At 69.8% G+C, this 23,589-nt stretch carries 15 protein-coding genes; 11 read left to right on the top strand and 4 right to left on the bottom strand.

All coding sequences use genetic code 11. The annotated features are described in order from the left end of the window. Positions 1 to 88 precede the first annotated feature (88 nt). Positions 89 to 2,089 carry a DUF4978 domain-containing protein gene (locus AQJ84_RS22115; protein WP_107082644.1) on the bottom strand — a complete coding sequence of 667 codons (2,001 nt, stop codon included), beginning with the start codon at positions 2,087 to 2,089 and terminating at the stop codon, positions 89 to 91. Between the two features lie 484 nt (positions 2,090 to 2,573). On the opposite strand from AQJ84_RS22115, the gene AQJ84_RS22110 reads away from it, so the two are divergent. From AQJ84_RS22110 to AQJ84_RS22080, 7 genes are all read left to right on the top strand, one after another. Then, positions 2,574 to 4,373, top strand: a complete 1,800-nt coding sequence (locus tag AQJ84_RS22110) for an RICIN domain-containing protein (RefSeq protein ID WP_053190435.1) — start codon at positions 2,574 to 2,576, stop codon at positions 4,371 to 4,373. A 234-nt stretch (positions 4,374 to 4,607) separates the two neighbouring features. After that, the gene (locus AQJ84_RS22105) at positions 4,608 to 5,675 is read left to right on the top strand and encodes a LacI family DNA-binding transcriptional regulator (protein ID WP_318716598.1); all 1,068 of its coding nucleotides are present in this window, start codon (positions 4,608 to 4,610) and stop codon (positions 5,673 to 5,675) included. A gap of 553 nt (positions 5,676 to 6,228) precedes the next feature. Next, complete coding sequence (locus tag AQJ84_RS22100; protein WP_051870191.1) at positions 6,229 to 7,542, top strand: ABC transporter substrate-binding protein; 1,314 nt, start codon at positions 6,229 to 6,231, stop codon at positions 7,540 to 7,542. A gap of 55 nt (positions 7,543 to 7,597) precedes the next feature. Beyond that, on the top strand, positions 7,598 to 9,658 hold the full coding sequence (locus AQJ84_RS22095) for a beta-galactosidase (RefSeq protein ID WP_030044010.1): 2,061 nt from the start codon (positions 7,598 to 7,600) through the stop codon (positions 9,656 to 9,658). 32 nt (positions 9,659 to 9,690) lie between these two features. Then, positions 9,691 to 10,602: a carbohydrate ABC transporter permease gene (locus AQJ84_RS22090; RefSeq protein WP_051870190.1), complete on the top strand. Its 912-nt coding sequence runs from the start codon at positions 9,691 to 9,693 to the stop codon at positions 10,600 to 10,602. 103 nt (positions 10,603 to 10,705) lie between these two features. Continuing rightward, positions 10,706 to 11,500, top strand: a complete 795-nt coding sequence (locus AQJ84_RS22085) for a carbohydrate ABC transporter permease (RefSeq protein WP_225877410.1) — start codon at positions 10,706 to 10,708, stop codon at positions 11,498 to 11,500. 275 nt (positions 11,501 to 11,775) lie between these two features. Then, entirely contained in the window at positions 11,776 to 12,633 is an 858-nt protein-coding gene (locus AQJ84_RS22080; RefSeq protein ID WP_030044007.1) for a hypothetical protein, read from the top strand. 84 nt (positions 12,634 to 12,717) lie between these two features. Here the strand turns inward: AQJ84_RS22080 and AQJ84_RS44990 are convergent, their stop codons facing one another. Both AQJ84_RS44990 and AQJ84_RS44255 read right to left on the bottom strand, forming a co-directional pair. Continuing rightward, complete coding sequence (locus AQJ84_RS44990) at positions 12,718 to 13,401, bottom strand: peptidoglycan DD-metalloendopeptidase family protein (RefSeq protein ID WP_053190436.1); 684 nt, start codon at positions 13,399 to 13,401, stop codon at positions 12,718 to 12,720. Between the two features lie 9 nt (positions 13,402 to 13,410). Further along, the gene (locus AQJ84_RS44255) at positions 13,411 to 14,127 is read right to left on the bottom strand and encodes a peptidoglycan-binding protein (protein ID WP_225889117.1); all 717 of its coding nucleotides are present in this window, start codon (positions 14,125 to 14,127) and stop codon (positions 13,411 to 13,413) included. Between the two features lie 355 nt (positions 14,128 to 14,482). Here AQJ84_RS44255 and AQJ84_RS22065 point away from each other — a divergent pair, with 355 nt between their 5' ends. Next, positions 14,483 to 15,181: an AfsR/SARP family transcriptional regulator gene (locus tag AQJ84_RS22065; RefSeq protein ID WP_225877408.1), complete on the top strand. Its 699-nt coding sequence runs from the start codon at positions 14,483 to 14,485 to the stop codon at positions 15,179 to 15,181. A 152-nt stretch (positions 15,182 to 15,333) separates the two neighbouring features. On the opposite strand, the gene AQJ84_RS22060 is transcribed toward AQJ84_RS22065, so the two are convergent. Beyond that, complete coding sequence (locus AQJ84_RS22060; RefSeq protein WP_053190437.1) at positions 15,334 to 16,542, bottom strand: DUF2235 domain-containing protein; 1,209 nt, start codon at positions 16,540 to 16,542, stop codon at positions 15,334 to 15,336. Between the two features lie 402 nt (positions 16,543 to 16,944). Here AQJ84_RS22060 and AQJ84_RS22055 point away from each other — a divergent pair, with 402 nt between their 5' ends. The 3 genes from AQJ84_RS22055 to AQJ84_RS22045 are packed head-to-tail and all read left to right on the top strand — an operon-like array spanning position 16,945 to position 23,562. Next, positions 16,945 to 18,012 (top strand): WD40 repeat domain-containing protein, encoded by a 1,068-nt coding sequence (locus AQJ84_RS22055; RefSeq protein WP_030044002.1) that lies wholly within the window; start codon positions 16,945 to 16,947, stop codon positions 18,010 to 18,012. A 5-nt stretch (positions 18,013 to 18,017) separates the two neighbouring features. After that, positions 18,018 to 20,930 (top strand): DUF6603 domain-containing protein, encoded by a 2,913-nt coding sequence (locus tag AQJ84_RS22050; RefSeq protein ID WP_053190438.1) that lies wholly within the window; start codon positions 18,018 to 18,020, stop codon positions 20,928 to 20,930. 55 nt (positions 20,931 to 20,985) lie between these two features. Next, positions 20,986 to 23,562, top strand: coding sequence for a hypothetical protein (locus tag AQJ84_RS22045; protein ID WP_053190439.1), 2,577 nt, complete (start codon positions 20,986 to 20,988; stop codon positions 23,560 to 23,562). The last annotated feature ends 27 nt before the right edge of the window (positions 23,563 to 23,589 follow it).

Genomic DNA, 23,589 nt, shown 5'->3' with positions numbered 1-23,589 from the left:
AGCAATCATTACACGGGCACCCTTCGCCGCCCCCTCCCCCGTGTGGACGGCCTTTCCGGCCTCGCGGGAGAAGGGACGGCGGGGGCGGCTACTTCGGCTGGAACTCCCAGACCGTGTTCGCGTCCTGTGTTCCCGTGTTCCACTTCGCCTCACCCGCGGAGTTCCCGTACAGGTAGGCCCTTCCCGTGTGGGTGTTCCGGACGCGGAGCCCGCCTGTCGCGACCCCTTCCAGGTTCCAGAGCGAGGCGTCCGAAACAGTGCCGGTGTTCCATATGACGTTGTTGGCGCCGGCGCTGGTCTCCAGATAGAAGCGTCCCGTCCGCGCGTTCTTGACGGTCCAGGAGCCGGACGAGTCCTTGGCGACGATCCAGTCCTGGTCGTCGTAGGTGGTCGCGGCCGAGAGGATGACCGCACCGTTCGCATCGGTGTCGAGGTACTTGCCCGAGGACGTGTTCCTCAGCTTGTACCGCGCGCCGCTGACAAGGTACGAGACCCGCACGCATTCCTCGGCCGCCAGGGTGATTTCGGTGTTCCCGGACACGGTGCTGTACGCCTTGGTGCCGGACTTCACCCAGTTGTCGTTCGCGTCGTACTGTCCGGTTTCGACGGACCGTACGACGCCGATGGTTCCCGGCAGGGTAAACGTGGCCTGGGTCGTGGTGGCGAAAGCGAACTCGGCCGCACCGCGCCTGACGCCGAATGCCTGCGCACCGTTCGATGTCGCAAACGTGATGTTGACGCCGCCCACGGGCTTGACGGCAGTGGTGCTGGCGGTCGCGCCCCGGTTGAAGGTCTGCAGGTTGGTTCCGCCGCGTTCCACCGGAGTTCTGCTGGCGAGGTCTCGGTGGATCTTGTTCAGCGCGTGATTGAGCCGGGCGACCTTGTCCGAGACGGCCTGGCGGGTGACGACCTTGGTGGTGGGGTTGAAGTCGTACAGACCATGGTCGCTGCTGCCCGTGCTGGAGTCCGGGTCCAGGGCGGCGTACAGATTGTGGGCGGTGTTGCCGGCGATGGCGTTGAACTTCTCGACGTCCGCTGCCGGGGTTCCGCCGAAGTTCTCCATGATCATGGGGAAGTTCTTCCCCTGGGCCCAGGTGGCGTCCCTGCCGTAGTTGTAGAGCGTGTCGAGGCCCGTGGTGTACGGGTCCTTCCCGAAGAAGTCGATGGTCGCCGTCCCCTGGGCCCTGAGGACCTCGTTCTCGGCGACCGGCACCGTGTCCCCGCTGCCGGCGATGTTGGTCCGGGTGTACACCGAGTGGTCCGACTGCTTGATCACCTGTCCCAGCTGGGTCAGGTAGTTCAGCAGCACGTCCTTGCGGAACTTCGTCGCGTCGGTGTATCCGCCGCTGTTCCACAGGTTGGTGCTGTAGGTGCTGTAGCTCCGGTCGATGGACTGGCCGCCCTGCTGCTTCGACACGTTCGGTTCGTTCAGCACCTGGACGCCGATGAGGGTGTGAGCGGTGTCGACGGACGCGATGTGGGCCATGAGCTGACCGAGCACATGCTTCTCCCTGGCGAGCATGTTCGGATCGGTCTTGTCCAGGAGAGGGTTGCCGTTCAGGGTCAGCTTGGTGCCGTCGGACCTCACCACGGCCTGGTAGTCGTTCATCACGTAGGCCGGCATCCGGGCCGCCAGGGACGAACCGGTCGATTCATGGCTGAACCACAGGATTTCCAGCTTGAGGCCGTACTCCCCGCACCAGGCCAGGTACTTGTCGATGTCGGTGAAGTCGAAAACATCCTTCGAGGTCTCCACCTTGGACCACCAGATCGGGATGTTCACGACGGTGAACCCGTCGTCGCGGATCATCCCGAGCACCGGCTTCAACTGGGCGTCCGTCCAGCCGAACGTGTACTTGTGCTTCTCGTACCGGAACTGGACGCCACTGTGGAAGAAGGGCTTCCCGTCGACCATCAGGGCGATCTTGTCGTACGTGGACCTCGATGTGTCGACGTAGGACACCACACCGCCGGCCGCGGCTGCCCGCGGGAGGCCGCCGACGAGGTTCAGCGCCATGCCCCCGAGGGCTGCCGCCCCGCTCGTGGCGAGGAATCTGCGGCGCGACCAAGTGCCGGTGTTCGACTTCATTGCACTACCTCCGTGTCAGGTGAGAACTTCAGCCGGATAGTGAACGATCACGATTCGGGGTTCGATGGCGCCCGTAGGAAACCTTCGAGGCAGGGATGTCGGGCGCAGCGCGATCGAGCCGACAGGCGATGGCGGGGCCCTGGCGATCGGAGGTTGACTGAAACCAACGATGGCGCACATAAGACTGTCTGAAACGCTTGTGTGTCAATGGTGTGAACGGGGAGAGTTTCGTCGCAGTCCAGGGCGGGTGGGCTCCGGTCGTGCCGGTGGGACTCCCGCGAAGTGAACGATCACCCGCAGACCTCTTGACCGCCAAGGTGAACGATCACTAAGTTGCCCCTGCTGTTGTCGGACACCTCATCACTCCCGGTACTTCGTGGCTTTCTGTGCGGCCCTCGGGCCGAGCCGCGGCCGGGATCCCCCTCTTCCCCGCCGGGCACCGGTCGGTATCACCAGATCAAGGGAGATCAACGTGTATACGGTCATGCGCAGAACGGGCCGTCGGCCCCGAAGATGGGCCGGCTCCCTGGCCGCCGGCATCCTGCTCCTCGCCCCCTTCCTCGCAGCTCCGGCCGCCTCCGCCGCCGAAACGCCGGGCGCGACGTTGATCAACGAGACGTTCGACGCTCAGACGACCCCTGCGAACTTCGGTTTTCCTGTCGGGGCCGCCGTCGGCAACGGCGTACTGGATGTCACGAAGGGCATGGGCAACTACACGACGTCCGTGCGGCCCTTCGCGTCGTCGATCACCCAGGAGAAGACACTCGACCTGCGGTTCGACTGGAAGACCGCCATCAGCAACACCGGGATGAAGACCGGTCTCGAACTGCGCGACAGTGCCGGGCGCCTCGTCTTCGGCATCGCCGCGACCGGCGCGGAATTCCGCTACGCCGCGACGGGCCCCGACTCGGACTCCACTTCCGCCCCGGACTCACTCAATCCCGCCTGGACCAAGATCAGCTTCGACCGGACCAAGTGGTACACGGTCGATCTGCACATGGACTTCACCCTCGGCAAGGTCCAGTACACGGTCACCAGCAAGGAAGCCGCGCCGAAGGTGCTGGTCTCCGCCACGAAGAGCATCACGGGACAGAACCTGGCGAAGCTCGTCGCCTGCAACTACTACGGCACCGGCGTGCAGTCGATCGACAACTTCCGCCTGACCCGCCCCGCGAACCCCGCCTACGGATCCCTCGCCGGCTCGTCCGTCTACGCCTTCGGTGACAGCATCGTCTACGGGCACCAGTACGCGCGCAGCTTCGTGAACTTCGTCGCCGAACGCGAGGGCATGACGCTGACGAAGTACGCGCGCAACGGCGCGACCGTGGGCCCGGCGCCCACCGCCACCGGTGGACAGATCCTGAACCAGGTGAAGTCGGCGAGCTCGCAGGCGCCCGACTTCGTCGTCTTCGACGGCGGCACGAACGACGCGATGGAGATCCACGACTCGCACACCTACGAGGTCGGCACCGTCAGCGGCTCCCAGGACCCCGCCACCCTCGACCCCGGCACCTATGCCGGGGCACTCGAAACCACCATCTACACGATGCGGCAGAAGTGGCCGACCGCCCAGCTGGTCTACGTGGCCGCCCACAAGATGGGCTCGCGCGACTGGGACACCCAGCTCGCCCTGCGCCAGGTGCAGTTGCAGGCCGCCCAGAAGTGGGGCGTCGCGGTGGCCGACGTCTTCGGGGACGCGACGCTCGACACGCGCGTCGACGCCCAGCGGGTGGCGTACACCTTCGACGGACTCGTGGGCGGCTACCCGGGCAGTGGCGGCAGCGGCACGCATCCGAACATCGCCGGGATCACCGACTTCTACGTCCCCGTGCTCTCGTCGGAACTGTCCCAGCTGGCCGACACGACGACGCTCAAGGCGCGGCACTCGGCCAAGTGCGCCGAGGCGGTCGGCTCCTCGACCACGGCCGGGGCCGCGATCGAACAGGCCGGTTGCTCGGGCGGTGACGACCAGCGGTGGCAGCTGCACGAAGTCGGCGGGGGCTACTACCAGATCCTCTCCCGGCACTCGGGACTGTGCCTCGACGTGGCCGGCTCCTCCACGGCGAACTCGGCCGCGATCGTCCAGCAGACCTGCGACGGCCGCACCAGCCAGCAGTGGCGGCTGAGCGACACCGGCACCGGCTACGTCGAGATCATCGCCCGGCACTCCGGCAAGTGCCTCGACGTGGACCGGGCCTTGACGACGGACGGGGCGCGGCTGCTGCAGTACACCTGCTGGAACGACGAGCAGCACACGAACCAGCACTGGACTCTGCAGGTCTGACATGAGGAACGCGTGCCGCCCGGTGACGGCGGACTCGGCGGCCGGCCGCACGTCCCGGACAGGGATGATGCGGCCGGCCGGGCCGGACGATCAGCAGGGCAGCCGGGCAGGACCGGCTGATGCGGTCGGCTCCGGAAAGACAGCAACAGTCAGGGGCCCGGCCTGCCCTGGAGAACTCGGCAGTACAGTACCGATGGGCGTGCGGGGCGCGGAGATGCGGCGGGGGGCGGCACGGTGGACGCGGACACGGGACCGGAGAGATCGGAGCGGGACGTGAAACGGCCGAAGCCGCCGTCCAGGAAGCGTCCCACGATTCTCGACGTCGCGGCGCACGCGGGAGTGTCGCATCAGACCGTCTCGCGCTTTCTGCGGGGCAACGGGGGCATGAAGCCGCAGACGGTGGCCCGCATCGAGCAGGCCGTGGCCGACCTCGACTACCGGCCCAACCTGGTGGCGCGGTCGATGCGCACCCGCAAGTCCAACCGCGTCACCGTGGTCCTGCCGGCCATGACGACCTTCGTGCCCTCGCAGATCCTGCGGGGAGCGTCCGCCGAGGCACAGGCGGCCGGCTACCAGCTGGACATCGTCGGCCTGGAAGGCGACGAACGGGTCAGGGGGGACCGTGTCCGTGCTCTCCTCGACTCCGGTCAGGCAGACGGAGTGCTGACCTTCACCCCCATCGGCGACCTGGAGAAGCTGGGGCTGGACCACACTCCGACCGTCGTCATAGGTGAGTACGACGACCAGATGCGGTCGAACGGGATCACGGCTGACGGCGAGCCCGCCGCCATGATCATCGATCACCTCGTCTCCCTGGGCCATCGGCGTTTCGTGCATGTCGCCGGCAGTACGGACTGGATGTCGGCACGAAAACGACGCGAGGTCTATCTGCGGACGGTCGCCGAGCGGGGCCTGGAGAACTACGCCGTCATCGACGGTGACTGGTCCGTGCGGTCCGGATACGACGCGGCCCAGAGCCTGTCGGCGGACTCCGGTGTCACCGCGGTTCTCGCCGCCAACGACGACGTCGCCATGGGCGTCATCCGTGGCTTCCAGGACCGCGGGTGGCGGGTCCCCGAGGACGTGAGTGTCTTCGGCTGGGACAACCAGGAGTTCACCGCGTACTTCAACCCGTCCATCTCCACCGTGGATCTCGACCGCGAGGCCATGGGTCGGCGGGCCATGCAGGCCCTGCTCGGCCGCATCCGCGAGGAGACCGAGCCGGAACTGCATCTGGACCTCGACTGCAGCCTCGTGCTGCGCGAGTCGTCCGGACCGGCGAGGACGAACCACACCCTGTAGCCCGTCGGCCCCACCAACCAGCCGTCGCGCAAGGGGCGTTCGGGCGGATCGGAGCACCCGGACGCCTCGTCCACAGCCGGCGGAACGTGCCGACCCGGCATGTTCCCGCGCGGTCCGTGCCGCTCCCGTATCGGCCCGGAACCAGTGAAGTCTCACTAAGCACCCAAGTGTTACCAACAGAACCCTTGACCGAGATGTGGTCGATTACTACGCTCGCCGCGTGAACGTTCACTATTGCTGACGCACACAGCCCCGCAACTCGGTGCGATGCTCGCGGTCAACCCCGCGGATCAGCTCGGCACACCGACCCAAGGCTCCAGCGTACGTTCACGAAACCCCCTGTCAGAGCCGCTGCAGCCCACCCGGGATCCCGATGAGCCGGGCCGGCTGCCAGCACCCGGACCGCAGGTAACTTTCGCGGCCCGCAAAGCAGCCGAGTTGTGCAGTCCGCCGCCACGCGGCGAGACGGGCCGGCGCGCACGTCGGCTTCTTGAGACGAAGTTTCCCCCCGTCTGGGCGCACCGCCCAGTGATGGCAGCAGAGGAGCCCCAACATGAACCACTCGTCCCGTCTGAGCAGACGCTCTCGACTCCGGGCGGTCGGGCTGACCTGTTCGGTCTTCGCCCTCGCCCTGACCGCGGGGTGCGCCGGAGACTCCTCCGGGAGCAACGGCGGCAAGACCGTCATCCGGTTCAACTGGTGGGGATCGGACTCCCGGCACGAGATGACCAAGCAGATGATCGCGGTGTTCGAGAAGGAGCACCCGAACATCGACGTCCAGCCCGAGTACTCCAACTGGGACGACTACTGGAAGAAGCTGTCGACCAGCGCGGCCGCCAGTGACATGCCCGACGTCCTGCAGATCACCGACCCGTTCATGTACTCCTACATCGACAACGGGCAGCTGATGGACCTGAAGAAGGTCAAGGACGTGCTGCACACGGACAAGCTGCCCGCGAACTCGATGGCGATGACGACCGTGAAGGGCGGCCTCTACGGTGTTCCGGCCGGCGACAGCGCGTTCGGCATCGCCGCGGACCCGGCGGTGTTCAAGAAGGCCGGTGTGCCCATGCCCGACGACACCAAGTGGTCGTGGGACGACTACGTGAAGGTCTCGAAGGCCGTCTCCAAGACGAAGGGTCTGGTCGGCACGGTGATGCCGCTCTACCCCAACGACCTGGGGCCGTGGCTGCGGCAGCACGGCGAGGACTACTGGACCGAGGACGGCAGCCAGATCGGTTTCACCGAGGGAACCATGGCCGGCTACTGGGAATGGGTCGTCAAGCTGCGTGACAGCGGTGGCACGACCAGTGCGGACGCGGCGGTCGAGGCACTGTCGTCGGGAGCCGGTGTCGAGCAGAGCCTGGTCGCCCAGCACAAGGCGGCCATGACCGACGTGTCCGTGACCCAGCTCGGCGCGCTCGAGGGCGCCAGCGGACGCGAGGCGAAGCTGCTCCTCTTCCCCGGAGAGAAGGGGGCTTCCCAGGTCGGCGCCTACACCAAGCCCGGCATCTTCTTCGGCGCCTCAGCGCGGACCGAGCACCCCAAGGAGGCCGCGGAGCTGCTCGACTTCCTGGTCAACTCGCCCGAGGCGGCAAAGATCCAGAAGTTCGACCGCGGCGTTCCCAACAACCCCGACGTGCTCAAGGCGATCACGCCGGAGCTGTCCCCCGCGGAGAAGCGGATCGCCGACTACCTGGGCCGTGTCAACGCCCTGAAGCCGACCGCTCTGCACATCCCCAACGCGAAGGCCGGTCCCGCTGTCCCCGAGATATTCCAGCGGCTCAACGAGGACGTGCTGTTCAACCGTCTGTCGCCGAAGGCGGCGGCCAAGAAGTTCATCTCCGAGATCAAGTCCCAGCTCTGAGCAGTCACGCGTAGCAGCACTTTCGAAAGGAGTCTCCGCTGTGTCCGATCCGCGCATGAACACTTTTCACCGTCGACTGCCGGGAGTCGTCTACGGCGGGGACTACAACCCGGAGCAGTGGCCGAGGGAGGTGTGGCAGGAGGACGTCCGGCTCATGCGGGCCGCGGGAGTGCGGCTCGTGAGCCTGGGCGTGTTCTCCTGGTCCGTGCTGGAGCCGGCCGACGGCCGGTTCGACTTCTCCTGGCTCGACGAGATCATGGACCTGCTGTGGACGAACGGCATCCACGTCAACCTCGCGACCCCGAACGCCGCACCGCCGCCGTGGCTGGCCACGGACTTCCCCGAGATCCTGTCGGTCGACCGGCAGGGGGTGCGGCACGCCATCGGAAGCCGGGGGCACTTCTGCCCGTCCTCCCCGGTCTACCGGGACCGCAGTCGGCGCATCGCCACCGAGCTTGCCGAGCGGTACCGGAAGCATCCTGGTCTGGCCATGTGGCACATCGGCAACGAGTACCACTCCGACTGCTTCTGCGACCGGTGCGACGACCGCTTCCGCGCGTGGCTGCGGCAGCGGTACGGCACGCTGGACGAGCTCAATCGCCGGTGGGGCACGACATTCTGGAGCCAGCGCTACAGCGACTGGTCCCAGGTGCACCTGCCCCAGCCCGTGCGCGGCTGGGTCAACCCCTCCCGTGAGCTGGACTTCTCCCGCTTCACCTCCGACAACCTGCTGGAACTCGTCACGCAGGAGCGTGACCTGCTCCACGCGATCACCCCCGATGTGCCGGTGACCACCAACTTCTTCGGCTGCCGGCTGACCGACAGCCACCGGTGGGCGAAGGAACTCGACGTCGTCGCCTTCGACTGCTACCCCGACCCGGGCAAGCCCCACTCGCTGGCCGTCGCCGCCTTCCAGTACGACCTGATGCGCTCGCTCGGCAATGGCCGGCCCTGGATGCTGATGGAACAGGCGGCCGGCGCGGTGAGCCAGTGGAAGACCAACCAGGTCAAGCAGCCCGGCCGGATGCGCCTGGGCTCCTACCAGGCCGTCGCGCACGGCTCCGACGCGGTCATGTTCTTCCAGTGGCGGGCCTCGCCCCAGGGCCAGGAGAAGTTCCATTCGGCGATGCTCCCGCACGGAGGTGAGAAGACCCGTACCTGGCAGGAGGTCAAGGCGCTCGGCAACGAGTTGCGGGCCATCGACGAGGTCGCCACGGCACACACCGGCGCGCAGGTCGCGATCGTGTGGGACTGGCAGAACTGGTGGGCCGTGGAAGGCTGCGCCCACCCCGACAACGCCTTCGACTACCGGGACACCGTGGCCCGGCACTACCGGGCCCTGTGGCACAGCCAGGTCGCCGTCGACGTCGTCACCCTCGACGACGACCTGTCGCCTTACCGCGTCCTGGTCGTCCCCAACCAGTACCTGATGACACGCCGGCAAAGCACGGCGGTACGGAAGTTCGTGGAGGACGGCGGGCATCTCGTCGTCTCGTACTTCTCCGGGATCGTCGACGAGGACGACCGGATCCACGAGGGCGGATACCCGGGCGCCCTGCGCGAGATCGTCGGCGCGCACGTCCAGGAGTTCTCTCCGCTGCCCGCCGAGGCCGCGGTGCCGGTCCAGGCGCCGGCCGAGAAGGCCGCGCTGAGCGGATTCTTCGCGACCGCCTCGGTGTGGCAGGACGACCTCGAAACGGAAACCGCCCGACCGCTCGCCGTCTACCGCAAGGGCCATCTCGCCGGCAAGGCGGCGGTGACCGAGCACGAACTCGGCCGGGGCCGTGCCGTGTACATCGGCACACGTCTGGACGACGACGCCCTGGAGGCGCTGGTGCAGCACGTCCTGGACCTCGCCGGGGTGCGACCGGTGCACGCCGCACCGCGGGGCGTCGAGGTCACCGAGCGACGGACTCGGACGAGCGCGTACCTGTTCCTGCTGAACCACCGGCAGGACAAGGCGACCGTCACCCTCGACCGCTCCGGCACCGACCTGATCACCGGACGCCGCGTCGAGGCCGGGGAGACCCTCGTCCTCGACGCGGCGGACGTCGCCGTCGTGCGCAGCTCACCGGCCACGTCGCTTCCCTCCGAGCCGCCGTCGGGCGACTCCTGATTCCCGCACCCGCTCCAAAGAACCCGAGGACGATGACTGTGCTTCGCAGACCCCTGAGCCGGGCGGCCAGAAAAGAAGAACGGACCGCATGGGTCTTCCTGTTGCCGTGGTTCGTCGGCATGGCCGGCGTCACGCTCGGTCCGATGATCGCCTCGCTGTACTTCTCGATGACGGACTACAACCTGCTGAGCTCTCCGAAGTGGGTGGGCTTCGAGAACTACGGCAAGATGCTCGACGACCCCCGGTTGCGCCAGTCCCTGAGCGTCACCTTCATCTACGTCGTCCTCAGCGTGCCGCTGCTGCTCGCGGTCGCCCTCGCCCTGGCGATGGTCCTCAACCGGGGCATCAAGGGACTGGCCTTCTACCGGTCCGTCTACTACCTGCCCTCGCTCCTCGGCGCCTCGGTCGCGGTGGGCATCCTGTGGCGGCAGGTCTTCGGCACCGACGGCCTGGTGAACAAGTTCCTCGGACTGTTCGGAGTCGACGGGCCCGGCTGGATCTCCAACCCGGACACCGCGCTGTACAGCCTCGTCATCCTGCACGTGTGGACCTTCGGTTCCTCCATGGTGATCTTCCTGGCCGGCCTGCGGCAGATCCCCGAGCAGTACTACGAAGCCGCCGCCCTCGACGGCGCCGGCCGCCTGCACCAGTTCCGGCATGTCACCCTGCCGCTGCTCACCCCGATCATCTTCTTCAACCTCGTTCTCCAGGTCATCAGCTCCTTCCAGTCCTTCACCCAGGCGTTCGTCGTCAGCGGCGGGACGGGAGGCCCCTCGGACTCGACCCTCTTCTACTCGCTGTACCTGTACGACGAGGGCTTCGGCCGGCTTCACATGGGCTACGCCTCGGCCATGGCGTGGCTGCTCGTGGTCATCGTCGGCTTCCTGACCGCGATCAACTTCTACTTCAGCAAGAGATGGGTGTTCTACGGTGACGGTAAGTGAGATGACACCCTTGAAGGCGGATGCCGCCCCTTCGCCCGCTCCGGCGCCTGCCGCGTTCCGACACAGGCGGGCGGCCCGTATACGCGCCAGGCTCAAGCACGTCGTGCTGATCGCCTTCGGGCTTGTGATGGTCTACCCGCTGTTGTGGATGATCGCCAGCTCGATCAAACCCGACGCCCTGATCTTCCGTGATCCCTCGCTGCTGCCCACGAAGACCGACTTCGGGCACTACTCCGAAGGCTGGAGCGCGCTCTCGCACCCGTTCGGGGTGTACCTGCTGAACTCGGCGATCGTCGTGCTGGGTGCGCTGCTCGGCAACTTGGTCAGCTGCTCCATGGCGGCCTACGCCTTCGCGCGGCTGAAGTTCCGCGGGCGGCCGTTCTTCTTCGGCATGATGATGCTGACCCTGATGGTGCCGGTCTACGTACTCATCATCCCGCAGTACGTGATGTACTCGAAGATCGAGTGGGTCAACACGTTCCTCCCGCTCATCGTCCCCAAGTTCCTGGCCACGGACGCCTTCTTCATCTTCCTCATGGTCCAGTTCTTCCGGGGTCTTCCCACCGAGCTCGACGAGGCGGCCAAGATCGACGGAGCCGGGTACTGGCGCATCTACTTCCGCATCCTGCTGCCGATCTCGTTGCCCGCCCTGGCCACCACCGCCATCTTCACCTTCATCTGGACGTGGAACGACTTCCTGAGCCAGTTGATCTACCTGACCAAACCCGAACTGCAGACGGCGCCCGTTGCCCTGCGCAATTACGTGGACGCCACCAGCGGGGCGTCGTGGGGCTCACTGTTCGCGATGTCCGTCGTCACCCTGATCCCGGTCTTCATCGTGTTCCTCGTCGGCCAGCGCTACCTGGTCAAGGGGATCGCCACCACGGGAATGAAGTAGCCGCAGCGCACGACCGGGTCGGCTTACCGCCCTCATCGCTGCCGGACTCACCGTCGCCGGTGTGGCGTCCCTCGACATAGGGGCTGTGACGTGTTGTCACGTGCCGGACAGGGCATACAGACGCCTCGCTGGTGAGGACGGCCGACGCGGATGCCTGAGGTGCGAAACCGCTCGTGGAAGCGCACCATTTGAAGCAGGGGGCCGAAGCCGTACAGGTGGGGATACGGCCACAGCAATCTGCAGACATTCGCTGTCGCATCCGCGGAGGTGTCGTCATGCCCATGTTGCTCATCAAGGGCTTCTACGACGTCAAGGGCTCCCAGCCGGACGGGGATACGGTGCGGTTCACGGCCGACGATCCCACGGAGTGGAGCCTGGTCGGCGGCGGGCTGGGCCGCGCCGTCGAGCACAACGCGGGCCGCGCGAGCCTGCGGCTGGACGCGGTGGACGCACTCGAGACGCACTACGGTCCCAACCGTGTCCACCAGCCACTGCAGTTCGCCCACGCCGCACGCGACGAACTGCTGAGCTGGCTGGGCTTCACCGACGTCGAGCACGGATCAGGCGAGACGGTGACCGCCACCACGCCGGCCACGGTTCCCGGGTTCGTCCTCACCCGCGGTGCCGATGTCCACGGCCGCTGCATCGCCCTGGCAGGGCGCGGCACACCTCCGGGGGCCAGCGGCATGGAGATCAACGTCGACGAGGCAGTGCTGAGGACGACGGTGAATCACCATCTGCTGACGTCCGGACTCGTGTACCCGACCTTCTACCGCAGCCTGTTCACCAGCCTGCGGGTCGAGATGACCACCGTGACCAAGGAGGCCAGGGAAGCGGGACGAGGTCTGTGGCCGAGCGACGTCACCACGACCGGCGCGAAGATCACCGGCCTGGCCTCGGTGACGGACGATGTGGTGCTGCTCCCCAAGCTGTTCCGGCGGCTGGTGGACTACCTCCGGCTCGGGATGCCGCTGCCGTGCTTCCCGGCCTACCTGGCCGGCGGCGGTGACCGCTTCTCCGTTCTGTCCACGGGCGAGCGGTGCGTGGGCCTGCACCGGGTCGTGGAGACCACGAACGGCGCGACCGTGAGGATGACGCATCCTCCCGAGGATCTCCTCTTCGAGGACTCCTGAGCACGAACTCCGTGAGGCCGCCCGGGACTTCGGGCGGCCTCACGGCGTGCGTACCGCGCGTTCCCGCGCGTTCGTGCCGCGCGCTCACCAGCTGGGCTTGGCCACGTCGCCGTAGGACCAGCTGCGGCCCTTGGACATCTCGAAGTGCAGGTGCGGACCGGTGGAGTTGCCCGAGCTGCCGACCTTGCCGAGCTCCTGGCCGACGCTGACACGCTGACCGGTCTTCACCCGTCGCTGCGAGAGATGGCAGTACGTGTAGACGTGACCGTTCTCCGCCGCCAGCCCGACCCACTGGCCGTACGCTCCGCCCTTGTTGTTCGACCAGGCGATGGTGCCGTTGCGTACGGCGACGACGGGGACACCGGCATCCGCGGCGAAGTCCTGCCCGGTGTGCCGGCCGACGCCGTCGGGCTTCCAGGCGTAGTTGCCGCGCTCGAAGAACTGGAAGGTGACCTTGTGGCCGGGCACCGGTGAGGCGACGCGGCCCTTGGCGGGGCGTCGTGCCGCGGGGCGTGCGCCCTTGCAGTCGACCTTGAAGCCGCCGAGGCGGCCGAGGGTGGTGAGGGAGGTGCAGCCCGGTATGCCGTCGGCGTCGGCTCCTTTGAAGCCCTGGGCGATTTGCTCGGCGCGGTAGGCGGCGCGGGTCTGTGGCCCGAAGAGACCGGTGGCGCCGTCGGGGATCTTGCGGCCCCGCTTGATGAGGGCCTTCTGTACGGTGCGTACGTCCTCGTTGCGCTTGCCGGGCTGGACGTTGGACAGAGCGACCATGAGGGACTCCTAGTACCAGTGAGGAGGCCGGCGCGGGTCGGCCTGTTGGACGCGGGCGGCGAAGTTCGAGCCGGACTGGTTCACGTCGTAGCGCCGGCGTACGTAGTTGACCGTCGCGCACATGCAGGCGACCACGTCGTAGGGCGTGGTGGCGGTGCCCGCCTGGTGATGGGTGGCGAACGTGGACGGAATGCACTGGGTGGCGCCCCGGGAGCAGTTCAACGGGTGGCCGTCCGGAGCGATCCGGCCGTGCGCGTTGACGTCCGTCCTGTTCACGCGGAACTTCGGGTGGTTGTAGATCGATTCGCGCTTGGCGATCGTGGTGAGCGCCGGAACACCGAACTGCGGGTCCATGCGGGTCAGTTCGCACGCCTTGCGCGCGTAGCGCCGCATCGCCGCCTCGCCCGCCTCGTCGCCGGGATCGCGGAAGGTGACCTGCGCCAGGGGGATGCCTCCCCGGCCGTCGGCCGACGTGCTCTTGCAGTCGACCTTGAAGCCGGTGTGGCGGCCGAGGGTGGTGAGGGAGGCGCAGCCCGGTTTGCCGTCGGCGTCGGCTCCTTCGAAGCCCTGGGCGAGTTGTTCGGCGCGGTAGGCGGCGCGGGTCTGTGGCCCGAAGAGTCCGGTGGCTCCGTCGGGGATCTTGCGGCCCCGCTTGATGAGGGCCTTCTGTACGGTGCGTACGTCCTCGTTGCGCTTGCCGGGCTGGACGTTGGACAGGGCGACCATGACCGCTCGCTCCCGGTCTCTCCATACGCCTGGCCGGGCGGATGCTCGGCCGACGTGGTGTGGGGCTGTTCCGGCTGCCGGTGCCGACCGGTGCCGATCCGTTCGTCGTCTTCGAAGGTACGGAAACGGCGTCAGCGCGGCGTCATTCCGTCGTCATCGGGGCTTGCGGGGGTCCCGAGTTGCCGCGTGTGAACGAGGAGGCTGAGAATGGTGACGGGAACGTCCCGTCGGGAGGACGCGGCGGCTTCCGGCGCCGTACCTCACGAGCGCGGTCCACGCGCCGCGCCGTCGACGAGGCGCCGGACGGCCTGCCCAGGCGTAAGCGCGGAACACCGACCGTGAGGCGGTCAAGGTGGTGTCTGCTCCCCCTCTGCTGCGGCTGCTCGGCCAGTTCCGGCTGGAACTGGGCACCGAGACCGTCGAACTGTGCCGCAACGGCCAGCGGCTCCTGGCGTTCATGGGACTGCGGGGGCGGGTGTCCCGCACGGTCCTCGCCGGCACCCTGTGGCCCGAGGTCACCGAGGACCGCGCCAGGGGCAGCCTGCGCACCACCCTGTGGAAGCTGCCACGAGACGACCCACCCCTGATCGGCTGCTGCGGGGACACCCTGCTGGTCGCCCCCGCCCTGCGCGTGGACGTCCACGCCCTGACACGGACGGCGCTCGGTGTGGTGCGGGGCGAAGACTCCCCACACCAGGCTCTGCCTCCACTGGACCTGCTGACCGGAGAGGACCTGCTGCCGGGCTGGGACGAGGACTGGGTCCTGCTGGAGCGTGAGCACCTGCGGCAGCTGCGGCTGCACGCTCTCGACGCACTGGCGGAGGCCTTGGTACGGCAGGGGAGACCGGCCCTGGCGATGGAGGCGGCGTGGGCGAGCGTACGCGCGGAACCACTGCGGGAGAGCGCGCACCGGGCCGTGGTGTCGGCACATCTCGCGGAGGACAACGTGGCGGAGGCGGTGCGCCACTACGAGGCGTTCCGCCGCTTGCTGCGCGAGGAACTCGGCGTCGAGCCCTCGCCCCGGTTCGCCCGGATGCTTCCCGAGCGTCCCTGAGGCAGGACGGAGGCGGGAAGGCAGCACCATGCACCAGGGCGTTCGCGACTGCGGCGAACTCGCCTCCTGGCCGCCAACGCGCAGTCGGCGTCCCGCAGGTCGTGGACGACGAGTGCGGGTCACGCGGCTTCGGTCCGAGCGGACCCGCGGTGTCATGGGGCGCGGTCGAGACCGCCCGGCGCGTCGGCGGTCGCCCCCCGGCCCGACGACGCGGGCGGCAGGGGCGGCAGGCCGGTGGCGAGGTCCGGCAGCAGCACGGGCTCCAGCCGGATCCGGTCCTGAGCGGTCAGATACCGCTCCAGCTGCGGCGGCCGGTAGCCCGCGTCCCGGTCGTAGCGCTCCTTGGCGGGCACCGCCAGGAACTCGTTTCCGTCGGGCACGCCCCTGCTGTCGGCCGCTTCTGCCAGCGGCCGGTGCAGCGGCTTGGCCAGCCGGTACATTCCCGTCCGTGAGGAGTGCAGGGCGCCCGCGGCGTCCGGCCGTACCCGGAAGGCGGTGCTCTCCTCGGGCGACATCACCTTGGGGCCGGCCTTGCCGAGTGCGTCGTCGTCGAACCGCAACCCGATCCTGCGGGCCTGGTCGACCATCCACAGCAGGGGGATGTCGGACAGCCCCGTCTCCTTGTAGCTGCCACCGACATCGCAGTGCACCCCGGCGAACCAGACCTGCTTCAACTCCTGGCCCTGTTCGGCGGCGCCGGGCTGCTGATGCCACAGGGTCGGCCGGAACGCCGAGCGTTGCTCGTCGATGGCCAGTGCGTGGAAGGCCGCCCTGACCCAGCTGCTGAGTTCGGTGTCGTGGAACGCCCAGCGGCGGTTGAAGCGGCCGGCCGCCGACTGGAGCCCCGCGGTGGCGGGGACGGGGATGCCGAGGGAGCCGACCGTGTCCCACACCCCGATGAAACGGATCTCCGTCTCGCGTGCGTAGGAGCGGCGGAACAACGTGGCGGCCGCGCCGTTCGGTTGCTCGATCCGGTCACGGTAGAGGGCCCAGGCCTGCGGTATCCGGTCGGCGTGCTCGCGGCGCAGGATGCCGCCGTTGCGCACCAGCCCGGCCAGACTGCGGGCGGTGAACGCGCCCCGGCTGAAGCCGAAGAGGAACAGCTCGTCGTCGGGCTCGTACGTCTCGACGAGGAACCGGTAGGCGTCGAGGATGTTCCGGGACAGACCCCAGCCGAACGCGCCGCCGCGCAGCCGCTCCCTCCGCCGGGTGCCTACGCCGCTGTTGTAGTAGACACGCTGCTCATGCCCGGCGGCGGACACCGGGAGCACGGACAGGGCGACCTTGGCGACGTTGGTCTTGCTCGGCTGGTCGGCGAAGTTCCACGTGCCGTCGCAGCAGACGACCAGGCTCTTGGCCATGACGATCCCTCCTCGCCAGAGCGCGGAACGGGCGCACAGCACCACAACAATGCTGGCACCACTCGGCGGGCCACGCCATGCGGAGGCCGCGCGCCGCGGTGCCGCCCCTGTGCCGCGACTCCTCTCATATGTGGCGAACGTCAATATTCCGGCTAGGCTGGTGAGTTGCAGCAAGCGCATGCAGCCGCAGGTGAGACACGGCGGTGGACCGTGAAGGGACCGCCGCTCCAGCGCTTGATCTCCGAGGAGAGCGGGACGCGATCAGCCGGCCGAGGCCGGCCCGTCCGTCGGCCTCCGGCCGACTCCCGCACCTGACCGATCAGCGGTGGGCCGACCAAGGTCGCGCTTCCGCCGCACACGGTCCCCTAGCCAAGTCACCGGGACGAGACCGAGGAGCCGGTCATGAGTGAGCCGGGAACCGTGGCACTCCCCGTCGATCACGAAGGCTCGGTGCAGGCCATCGCCTTCAGCCCGGACAGCACCCGCTTCGCCAGCGCCGGCAGCGACACCGTGCTGCGGGTGCGCCCGGTCGAGATCGGCACCACGCTGGACGTGACCGTCGACGGGTCGGTGACCGGCATCGCCTTCAGCCCGGACGGCGGCAAGCTCGCCGTCGCCGACTTCGAGCAGGTGTTCCTGCGGGACAGCGCGAGCGGCACGGCACTCTGGCAAGGGCGGCTCGCCCCGGGCAACTCGGTGAACACCGTGCGGTTCGTGCCGGACGGACAGCTGGTCGCGGCCACCGACACTCTGGTCGCCGTACTCGAACAGGCAACGGGGAAGATCACCCGACGGATCACCGTCGACCCGCCGCTGATCGCCGACCTGGACCTGAGCCGCGACGGCACCCGGCTCGCGCTGGCCATCGACGAACGGCACGGCGGAAACCACCGGCGCGCCGGGTCAGCGCGGGTGCTGGAACTGGCCACCGGCACCGAAACCACGCGGCTGACCCCGGACAACGCCGTCTTCGCGGTCGCCTTCGACCGGGACGGGAAGCGGGTGCTGTGCTGCGCCGCCGACGACACCACCCGGCTGTTCGACGCTCAGGACGGCAAACAGGTGTGGTCGACCGCCGACGACGTCGACGTCGACGGGCGGGCAACCGCCCCGAGCTGCCTGGACTTCGACCCCAAGGGCCAGTGGGTCGTGGTCGGCGGCTCCGACGGATTCGCCCGCGTATTCGACGCGGACACCGGGGTCGAGAGATGCCGGGCCCCGAAGCTGGCCCCCGGCGGCCCCGACCCGGGAGCCGTCACGCACGTGGCGTTCAGCCCCAACGGCAAGCTGGCGGCCAGCGCCTCCATCGACAACGTCGTCCGGCTGTTCAACCTCGACGGCAGGGAGCTGTACGCGGTGCCCACCGACGAGGTGCTGACGATGACGTTCAGCCCGAACGGCCGCTGGCTGGGCGTCGGTTGCTTCGACCGCGCGCTGGTCATCGACAACGGCGAGTCCAACCAGGGGTGACAGCCATGGATCCGCAGCAACTCCTGGACCACCTCGCCGGCCAACTGCGCACGCTGGCCAAGGACGCCGTGGCCGGCCTGGTCGGTCAACTGCCCGAACTCGGCGAGGATCCGTCCGCAGCCGGCACCGTACTCGCCGGACGGCTGCTCGCCGTGCACGACCGGCTGCCCGCGGGCAACTCCCTGGTGGAGCTCGTACGCGAGATGCTCGGCGACCTGGCCGCCGACTCACCGGCGCCGCTGCGGCTGCACGGCTGGCGGCGGGCGCCCGGCGCGCCCCTGGGAGTGGCGCTGGTGCTGACTGACCCGTCCGGGCCCGCGCCCGGGCGCGCCGTGCTCGGAGTGACCCCGGACGGCCCGGTGTTCGACGTGGTGGTCACCCCGGGGGCGGCCCTGTCCCTGCCGCCGACGGCCGCGCAGTCGTGGAGCGTGGAGGCGACCATCACCGCCCCCGAGGGCTGGGACGCCGCCTTCGGCCCCGGGCTGCCGCCCGCGCCGCCCGGCGGCACCGCGACGATCAAACTCCAGCGCACCGGCCGGATGACCGCCGGAATGTCCGAGGGGCCGGGCATCGGCGTCGACGGCATGGCCCTCACCGTGACCGCGGCCCCCGGCACACCCGCCGCCGTCGAGGTCGAGCTCCGTCGGCTCACCGCCGCCGTCCTGCCGGCCGCGCTGGCCAAGCTGGTCGGCGTCGGCGGGGCGAGTCCCATGGCCGGCGGAGCCGAGCCGGTCGACGTCACCGTACGGGCGGACCGGACCGGCGGTCTGCGCTTCGCCGGGGGCGCCCTTCGCGTCCCCCTCCCGCTGCGGCTGAACGCACCGCACGTGTCCACCCGGGGGGCCGCCCTGGAGCTGACCTCGGACGGGGGCGAGCCGCTTCTGGCGCTGTCCGTGTCGGCCACCGCCGGGCTGCCGGGGCTGCCGCTGCGGGTCTTCCTGGACGGGGCCGGCTTCGCCCTGCCCCTGACGTTCTCGAACGGGGCCCGCCCCGGCGTCGACCCGCGCCCGCGCGACCTGTTCCCGGAGGGCATCGGCACCGAGCTCAAGCTGCCGCCGGTGTCCGGGGGCGGTGTGGTCCGGCGCGCCCGCCCACCGGACCAGGGCTACGCGGGGCTGATCTCGATCGACCTCGGCGTGCTGCGCCTGCAGGCCGTCGCCCTGTTCCGGCCACCGGACGAAAACACCCCCACCAGCTTCCTGGTGCTGCTCTCCGCCCAGTTCCCGCCCCCCGGCATCCAACTCGGGCTGGGGTTCGCGCTGGACGCGGTCGGCGGACTGGTCGGCGTCAACCGGCGTGTCGACATCACCGCACTGCAGCAGATGGTCTGCGACGGCAACGCCGACCACGTGCTGTTCCCGGACCGCGCGGTGGAACGCGCCCAGGAGATCTTCACGTCCCTCGGTTCGGCGTTCCCGGTGGCCCCCGGCCGGTTCCTGGTCGGGCCGATGGTCCGCATGACCTGGGGCGGACGGATGGTGTCGCTGTCCGGCGCGCTGATCCTGGAACTGCCCGCCCCGGCGCGGGCCGTTCTGGTGGGACGGCTGCTGGTCGGGCTGCCCGACCCGGCGGTGCCGCTCGTCCGCCTCCAGGCGAGTGTGCTCGGCCGGATCGAGCCTGCCGTCCCCCTGGTCGAACTGCTGGTGTCGCTGTCCGGCTCGTGGATCGTGGGACTGGCCGTGCGCGGCGAGATGTACCTGCTCGTACGCGGCGGGCGGCAGCCGGAGTTCGTCCTGTCCGCCGGTGGCTTCCACCCCCGCTACACCCGCCCCGCCAGGGTGCCCGCGCTGAGCCGGCTCCAGGTCGACCTGGCCCCGGGCAACGGCTTCGGACTGCGCATGGAGGCCTACTTCGCCGTCACCTCCAACGCGGTGATGTTCGGGGGCCAGGTCCAGTTGGACGCGTCGATCGCCGGCTGCGGGGTGCAGGGCTGGCTCGGACTGGACGCGCTGTTCGCCTTCGACCCGGTGTTCGCGTTCGCCGTACACGTACGGGCCGGGGTGGCGGTGCGCGCGTTCGGCCGCCGACTGGCCGGCATCGCCCTGGACTTCACCCTGGAGGGCCCGGCTCCCTGGCACGCGTTCGGCACCGGCAGCATCTCGGTGCTGTTCTGGGACGTCGAGCTGGACTTCGACGTCCGCTGGGGCTCACCGCCGGCGGTCGCACAGCGGGCCGGACGCAATCCGATCGAGGCGCTGACCGTCGAGCTGGCGCAGACCAAGGCCTGGGCCGCGGAGCGGCCGGCCGCCGAACGGACCGCGCTGGTGTTCACCCCCGCGGCGAACGACAAACTGAACAACGGCAGCCTGGTACACCCCGACGCCGGGTTGCGCGTCACCCAGCGCGTGGTTCCGCTGGGCGTGCCGATCTCCCGGTTCGAGCGGCGGCCGGTGCCGGTGCAGACCTGGACGATCGCGGAGGTCACCCTGGGCGCGCCGCAGCCCGCCGCCGGACTCCCCCCGCTGGCCGAGCGTTTCGTGCCCGGCGAGTTCTTCGACCTCACCGAGGACCAGCAGCTCACCGAGCCCGCGTTCGTCAGCCACGCCGGCGGACTGCGGACCCGCGCCGACGACGGCACCCGGCTCGGCGCCGGCCACCACGTCGACGACGGGTACGAGACCGGCTACGAACCGCCCCTGCCCGAGCGGCGGTTCTCCTTCTGGCCGGGCCTCTTCCGCCTCGAAGCCGTCCACGCCGTCAGCGCCGCCGAGCGGTTGGAACGGTGGAGCACTCCCGCGGCGGCCGTCCGGGTACGCCCGTCCACGCTGAGCGTCGCCAGGGCCGACGATCTGACGCCCCTGCTCGACGACGTCAGCCTGGTCAACGCGACGACCGACGCCTGGGAAGCGGTACGCGGACAACTCGACGAGCCGCAGCAGGCGCTGCGGCTCGTCGAGAGCTGGGAGCTGCCCCGATGAGCGCCCCCTCCAGGCGACGCACGCCACGGCCCCTCGACCCCGCCGGGAGCGACGTATGAGCACGCGATGGTTCTTCTCCTCGGCGCGGGTCGGCGCCGCCGCCTCCGTCACCGGTCAGGAGCTGGCGACATCGGTGCGGTTCGTCCGTGACATCGGCGGCGGGCGCGAGGAACCGCCACCGGTGAAGGGACCGACGCTGTCGCTCGTGGGGCCCGGGGACGTGTTCGGCTTCGACCGCACCATGGTGCTGCGGGAGGAACCGCCGCCCGGCACGCCCGACGCCGCGGAGAACGTGATGGCCGGTGTCGAGCTGGCGCACGCCGACCTGCCCTGGCTGCTGTCCCCGGGCACGGCGGTCGCAGGGGGCGGACCGACCCCGCAGCCCTGGGTCGTGCTGGTCGTGCTGGCCGAGGACGAAGCGGCCCCACCGCGCGACGCGCACCCGCTGCCGGTGCTGACCGCCCCGGTCGCCGCGCTGCCTCCCCTCGCCGAGCGGTGGGCGTGGGCCCACGTGGAGGCACGCCTGCCCGCCGACGTCACCGACGGTGAGAGCGCTCGGCGGCTCGTCGAGCAGAAGGTGCGCCACCACGCGGCCGACGTCGTCGGACGGCTGCTGTGCCCGCGCCGGCTGGCGCCGGACCGCGGATGGATCGCCGCCGTGGTGCCCGCCACCGCGGCCGGACGCGACGCCGGCCTGCGAGCGACGCCCGTGGGAGCGGCCACGGCGGACGCCTGGCCGGTCGCCGGCAGGGACACCGTGGACCTCCCCGTGTACCACTGGTGGACCTTCCGCACCGGAAAGGCGGGCACCTTCGAGGAACTGGCCCGTCGACTGCGCTTCACACCCGCGGCCGCGGCCGGGCTCGGCACCCGGACCATCGACGTCGGCCGCCCCTGGCCCGCCGAGGAACCCCTCGCACCAGCGACCGTGGCCATGGACGGAGCTCTGCGGGCGCCTGGCACGGCGGCGCCCGAGACCTGGACCGACCCCACCGCTCAGGACCGGTTCCGTGCCCTGCTCGGCGAGCGCCTGGACGCTCCGGCCCGGCGCCGCGAGGAGATCGTGGAAGAACCGGCCGACGGACAGGAGGAGGGGGATGGGCAGGGGGCGGAGCCCGTCGGCACCCCGGACACCGTCGCCGTCGCCCCGCCGCTCTACGGCAGCCACCACACCGGTCGGCAGACCGTGCCCGCCGAGCCGGACAGCTGGATGAGCACGCTCAACCTGGAGGTCCGCCGCCGGGTGGCCGCCGCCCTCGGCACCCGCTACGTGCAACTGGAGCAGGAGTTCCTGATGGCCCGGGCCTGGGAGCAGGTCGGCGAGATCCGGCAGGCCAACCGGATGCTGGCGGCCGGCGAACTGGCCGCCGTCGCGGCCGAACGGGCCCAGCACAAGCACCTCGACCCCCTGGGAGTGGCCGACCTGGTCACGGTCATGGCGCCGGTCAGCGGACGCGTGCACGTGGCCGCCCCCCAGCAGGACGCGGAGGCGCCAGGGGTCACCCTGGCCGGCCTGCTGGCCTCGGCCGACAAGGTGCCGACCGGAGCCGCCGACACCTCGTTCGTCCGGCTGACCCGCACCGGCGGTGCGCTGGCCCGCCGCGTGGGCCGCGTCACGGAACCTGACGCCCCGGTGCCCGAACCGGTACTTGTGCAGGGCCTGATGGACATGGGCATGAACCTCTCGGGCGACGCCGACAACCCGGGCCTGCCGGTCGACCTGCGACGGCGGATCGACCCCATGCGGCTGCAGGTGCTGCGGATGACCGACCGCATCCCCGCCGACTTCTGGGCGCGGCGCGACGAGGACGACCGTCCCCTGCGCCCGATCATGGCCCACCCGAGGTTCACCGTGCCGATCGCCGAGGAACTGCTGGCGCGTTGGCCGGAATGGGCGCTGCCCGGCATCAGCGCGCTGCCGCCGGACTCGGTGACCCTGCTGGAGACCAACCCCGAGTTCATCGCCGCGACTCTGGTCGGGCTCAACCACGAGTTCAACCGGGAGCTGCTGTGGCGCGAGTTCCCCACCGACCAGCGCGGCACCCCGTTCGCCCGGTTCTGGCCCGGCGACGACGCCGACGTCGAGGAGATCGCCCTGTGGTCGCCCGACGCCCCGCTGGGCAGCCACCTGCGCACCGGAGGCGCGGGCAACCTGGTCCTGCTCGTACGCGGGGAGCTGTTGCGCCGCTTCCCCGGCACCGCGCTGCTCGCCGTACGCGGAGTGGGGGGCGAGCTGCCCCCGGCGTTCGACGGAGTGACGGCCACCCCGCTGGCGCTGGACGAGTCCACCGTGCTCTACCTGTTCGCCGGGCTCGACGCGGCGCGGGCCCGCGCCGAGGACTGGTTCTTCGTGTTCCGCGAACCGATGCGCGGGACCCAGTTCGGGTTCGACTCGGGCACCCAGCCCGCGCAGATGAAGTCCTGGGCGGACCTCACCTGGGAGGGCGTCCGCGTGGCCGTCGGCGCCAGCGTCCTGCTGGGCCATGTCCCGCCCCAGCCCACCCCACCCGCCGACGAGCCACCACCGCCCGATCCGCCGGTATGGGGCCGGGACGCCGCCGACATGGCCCGCATCGCCTTCCAGCAGCCGTTCCAACTGGCCTTCCGGGCCACCGCGCTGCTGGGCGGCTGAGGACCGTGCCGAGGAGAGGAGCACCCC

Origin of the sequence: Streptomyces resistomycificus (assembly GCF_001514265.1) — a bacterium.
GTDB lineage: Bacteria > Actinomycetota > Actinomycetes > Streptomycetales > Streptomycetaceae > Streptomyces > Streptomyces resistomycificus.
This window is presented reverse-complemented; position numbering and strand designations above follow the sequence as displayed.

What these genes read in the sequence shown, in the direction of transcription:
- AQJ84_RS22115 (WP_107082644.1), bottom strand. Translation starts at nt 2,089, where the DNA reads ATGAAGTCGAACACCGGCACTTGGTCGCGCCGCAGATTCCTCGCCACG.
- AQJ84_RS22110 (WP_053190435.1), top strand. Translation starts at nt 2,574, where the DNA reads ATGCGCAGAACGGGCCGTCGGCCCCGAAGATGGGCCGGCTCCCTGGCC.
- AQJ84_RS22100 (WP_051870191.1), top strand. Translation starts at nt 6,229, where the DNA reads ATGAACCACTCGTCCCGTCTGAGCAGACGCTCTCGACTCCGGGCGGTC.
- AQJ84_RS22095 (WP_030044010.1), top strand. Translation starts at nt 7,598, where the DNA reads ATGAACACTTTTCACCGTCGACTGCCGGGAGTCGTCTACGGCGGGGAC.
- AQJ84_RS22090 (WP_051870190.1), top strand. Translation starts at nt 9,691, where the DNA reads ATGACTGTGCTTCGCAGACCCCTGAGCCGGGCGGCCAGAAAAGAAGAA.
- AQJ84_RS22080 (WP_030044007.1), top strand. Translation starts at nt 11,776, where the DNA reads ATGCCCATGTTGCTCATCAAGGGCTTCTACGACGTCAAGGGCTCCCAG.
- AQJ84_RS44990 (WP_053190436.1), bottom strand. Translation starts at nt 13,401, where the DNA reads ATGGTCGCTCTGTCCAACGTCCAGCCCGGCAAGCGCAACGAGGACGTA.
- AQJ84_RS44255 (WP_225889117.1), bottom strand. Translation starts at nt 14,127, where the DNA reads ATGGTCGCCCTGTCCAACGTCCAGCCCGGCAAGCGCAACGAGGACGTA.
- AQJ84_RS22060 (WP_053190437.1), bottom strand. Translation starts at nt 16,542, where the DNA reads ATGGCCAAGAGCCTGGTCGTCTGCTGCGACGGCACGTGGAACTTCGCC.
- AQJ84_RS22055 (WP_030044002.1), top strand. Translation starts at nt 16,945, where the DNA reads ATGAGTGAGCCGGGAACCGTGGCACTCCCCGTCGATCACGAAGGCTCG.
- AQJ84_RS22050 (WP_053190438.1), top strand. Translation starts at nt 18,018, where the DNA reads ATGGATCCGCAGCAACTCCTGGACCACCTCGCCGGCCAACTGCGCACG.
- AQJ84_RS22045 (WP_053190439.1), top strand. Translation starts at nt 20,986, where the DNA reads ATGAGCACGCGATGGTTCTTCTCCTCGGCGCGGGTCGGCGCCGCCGCC.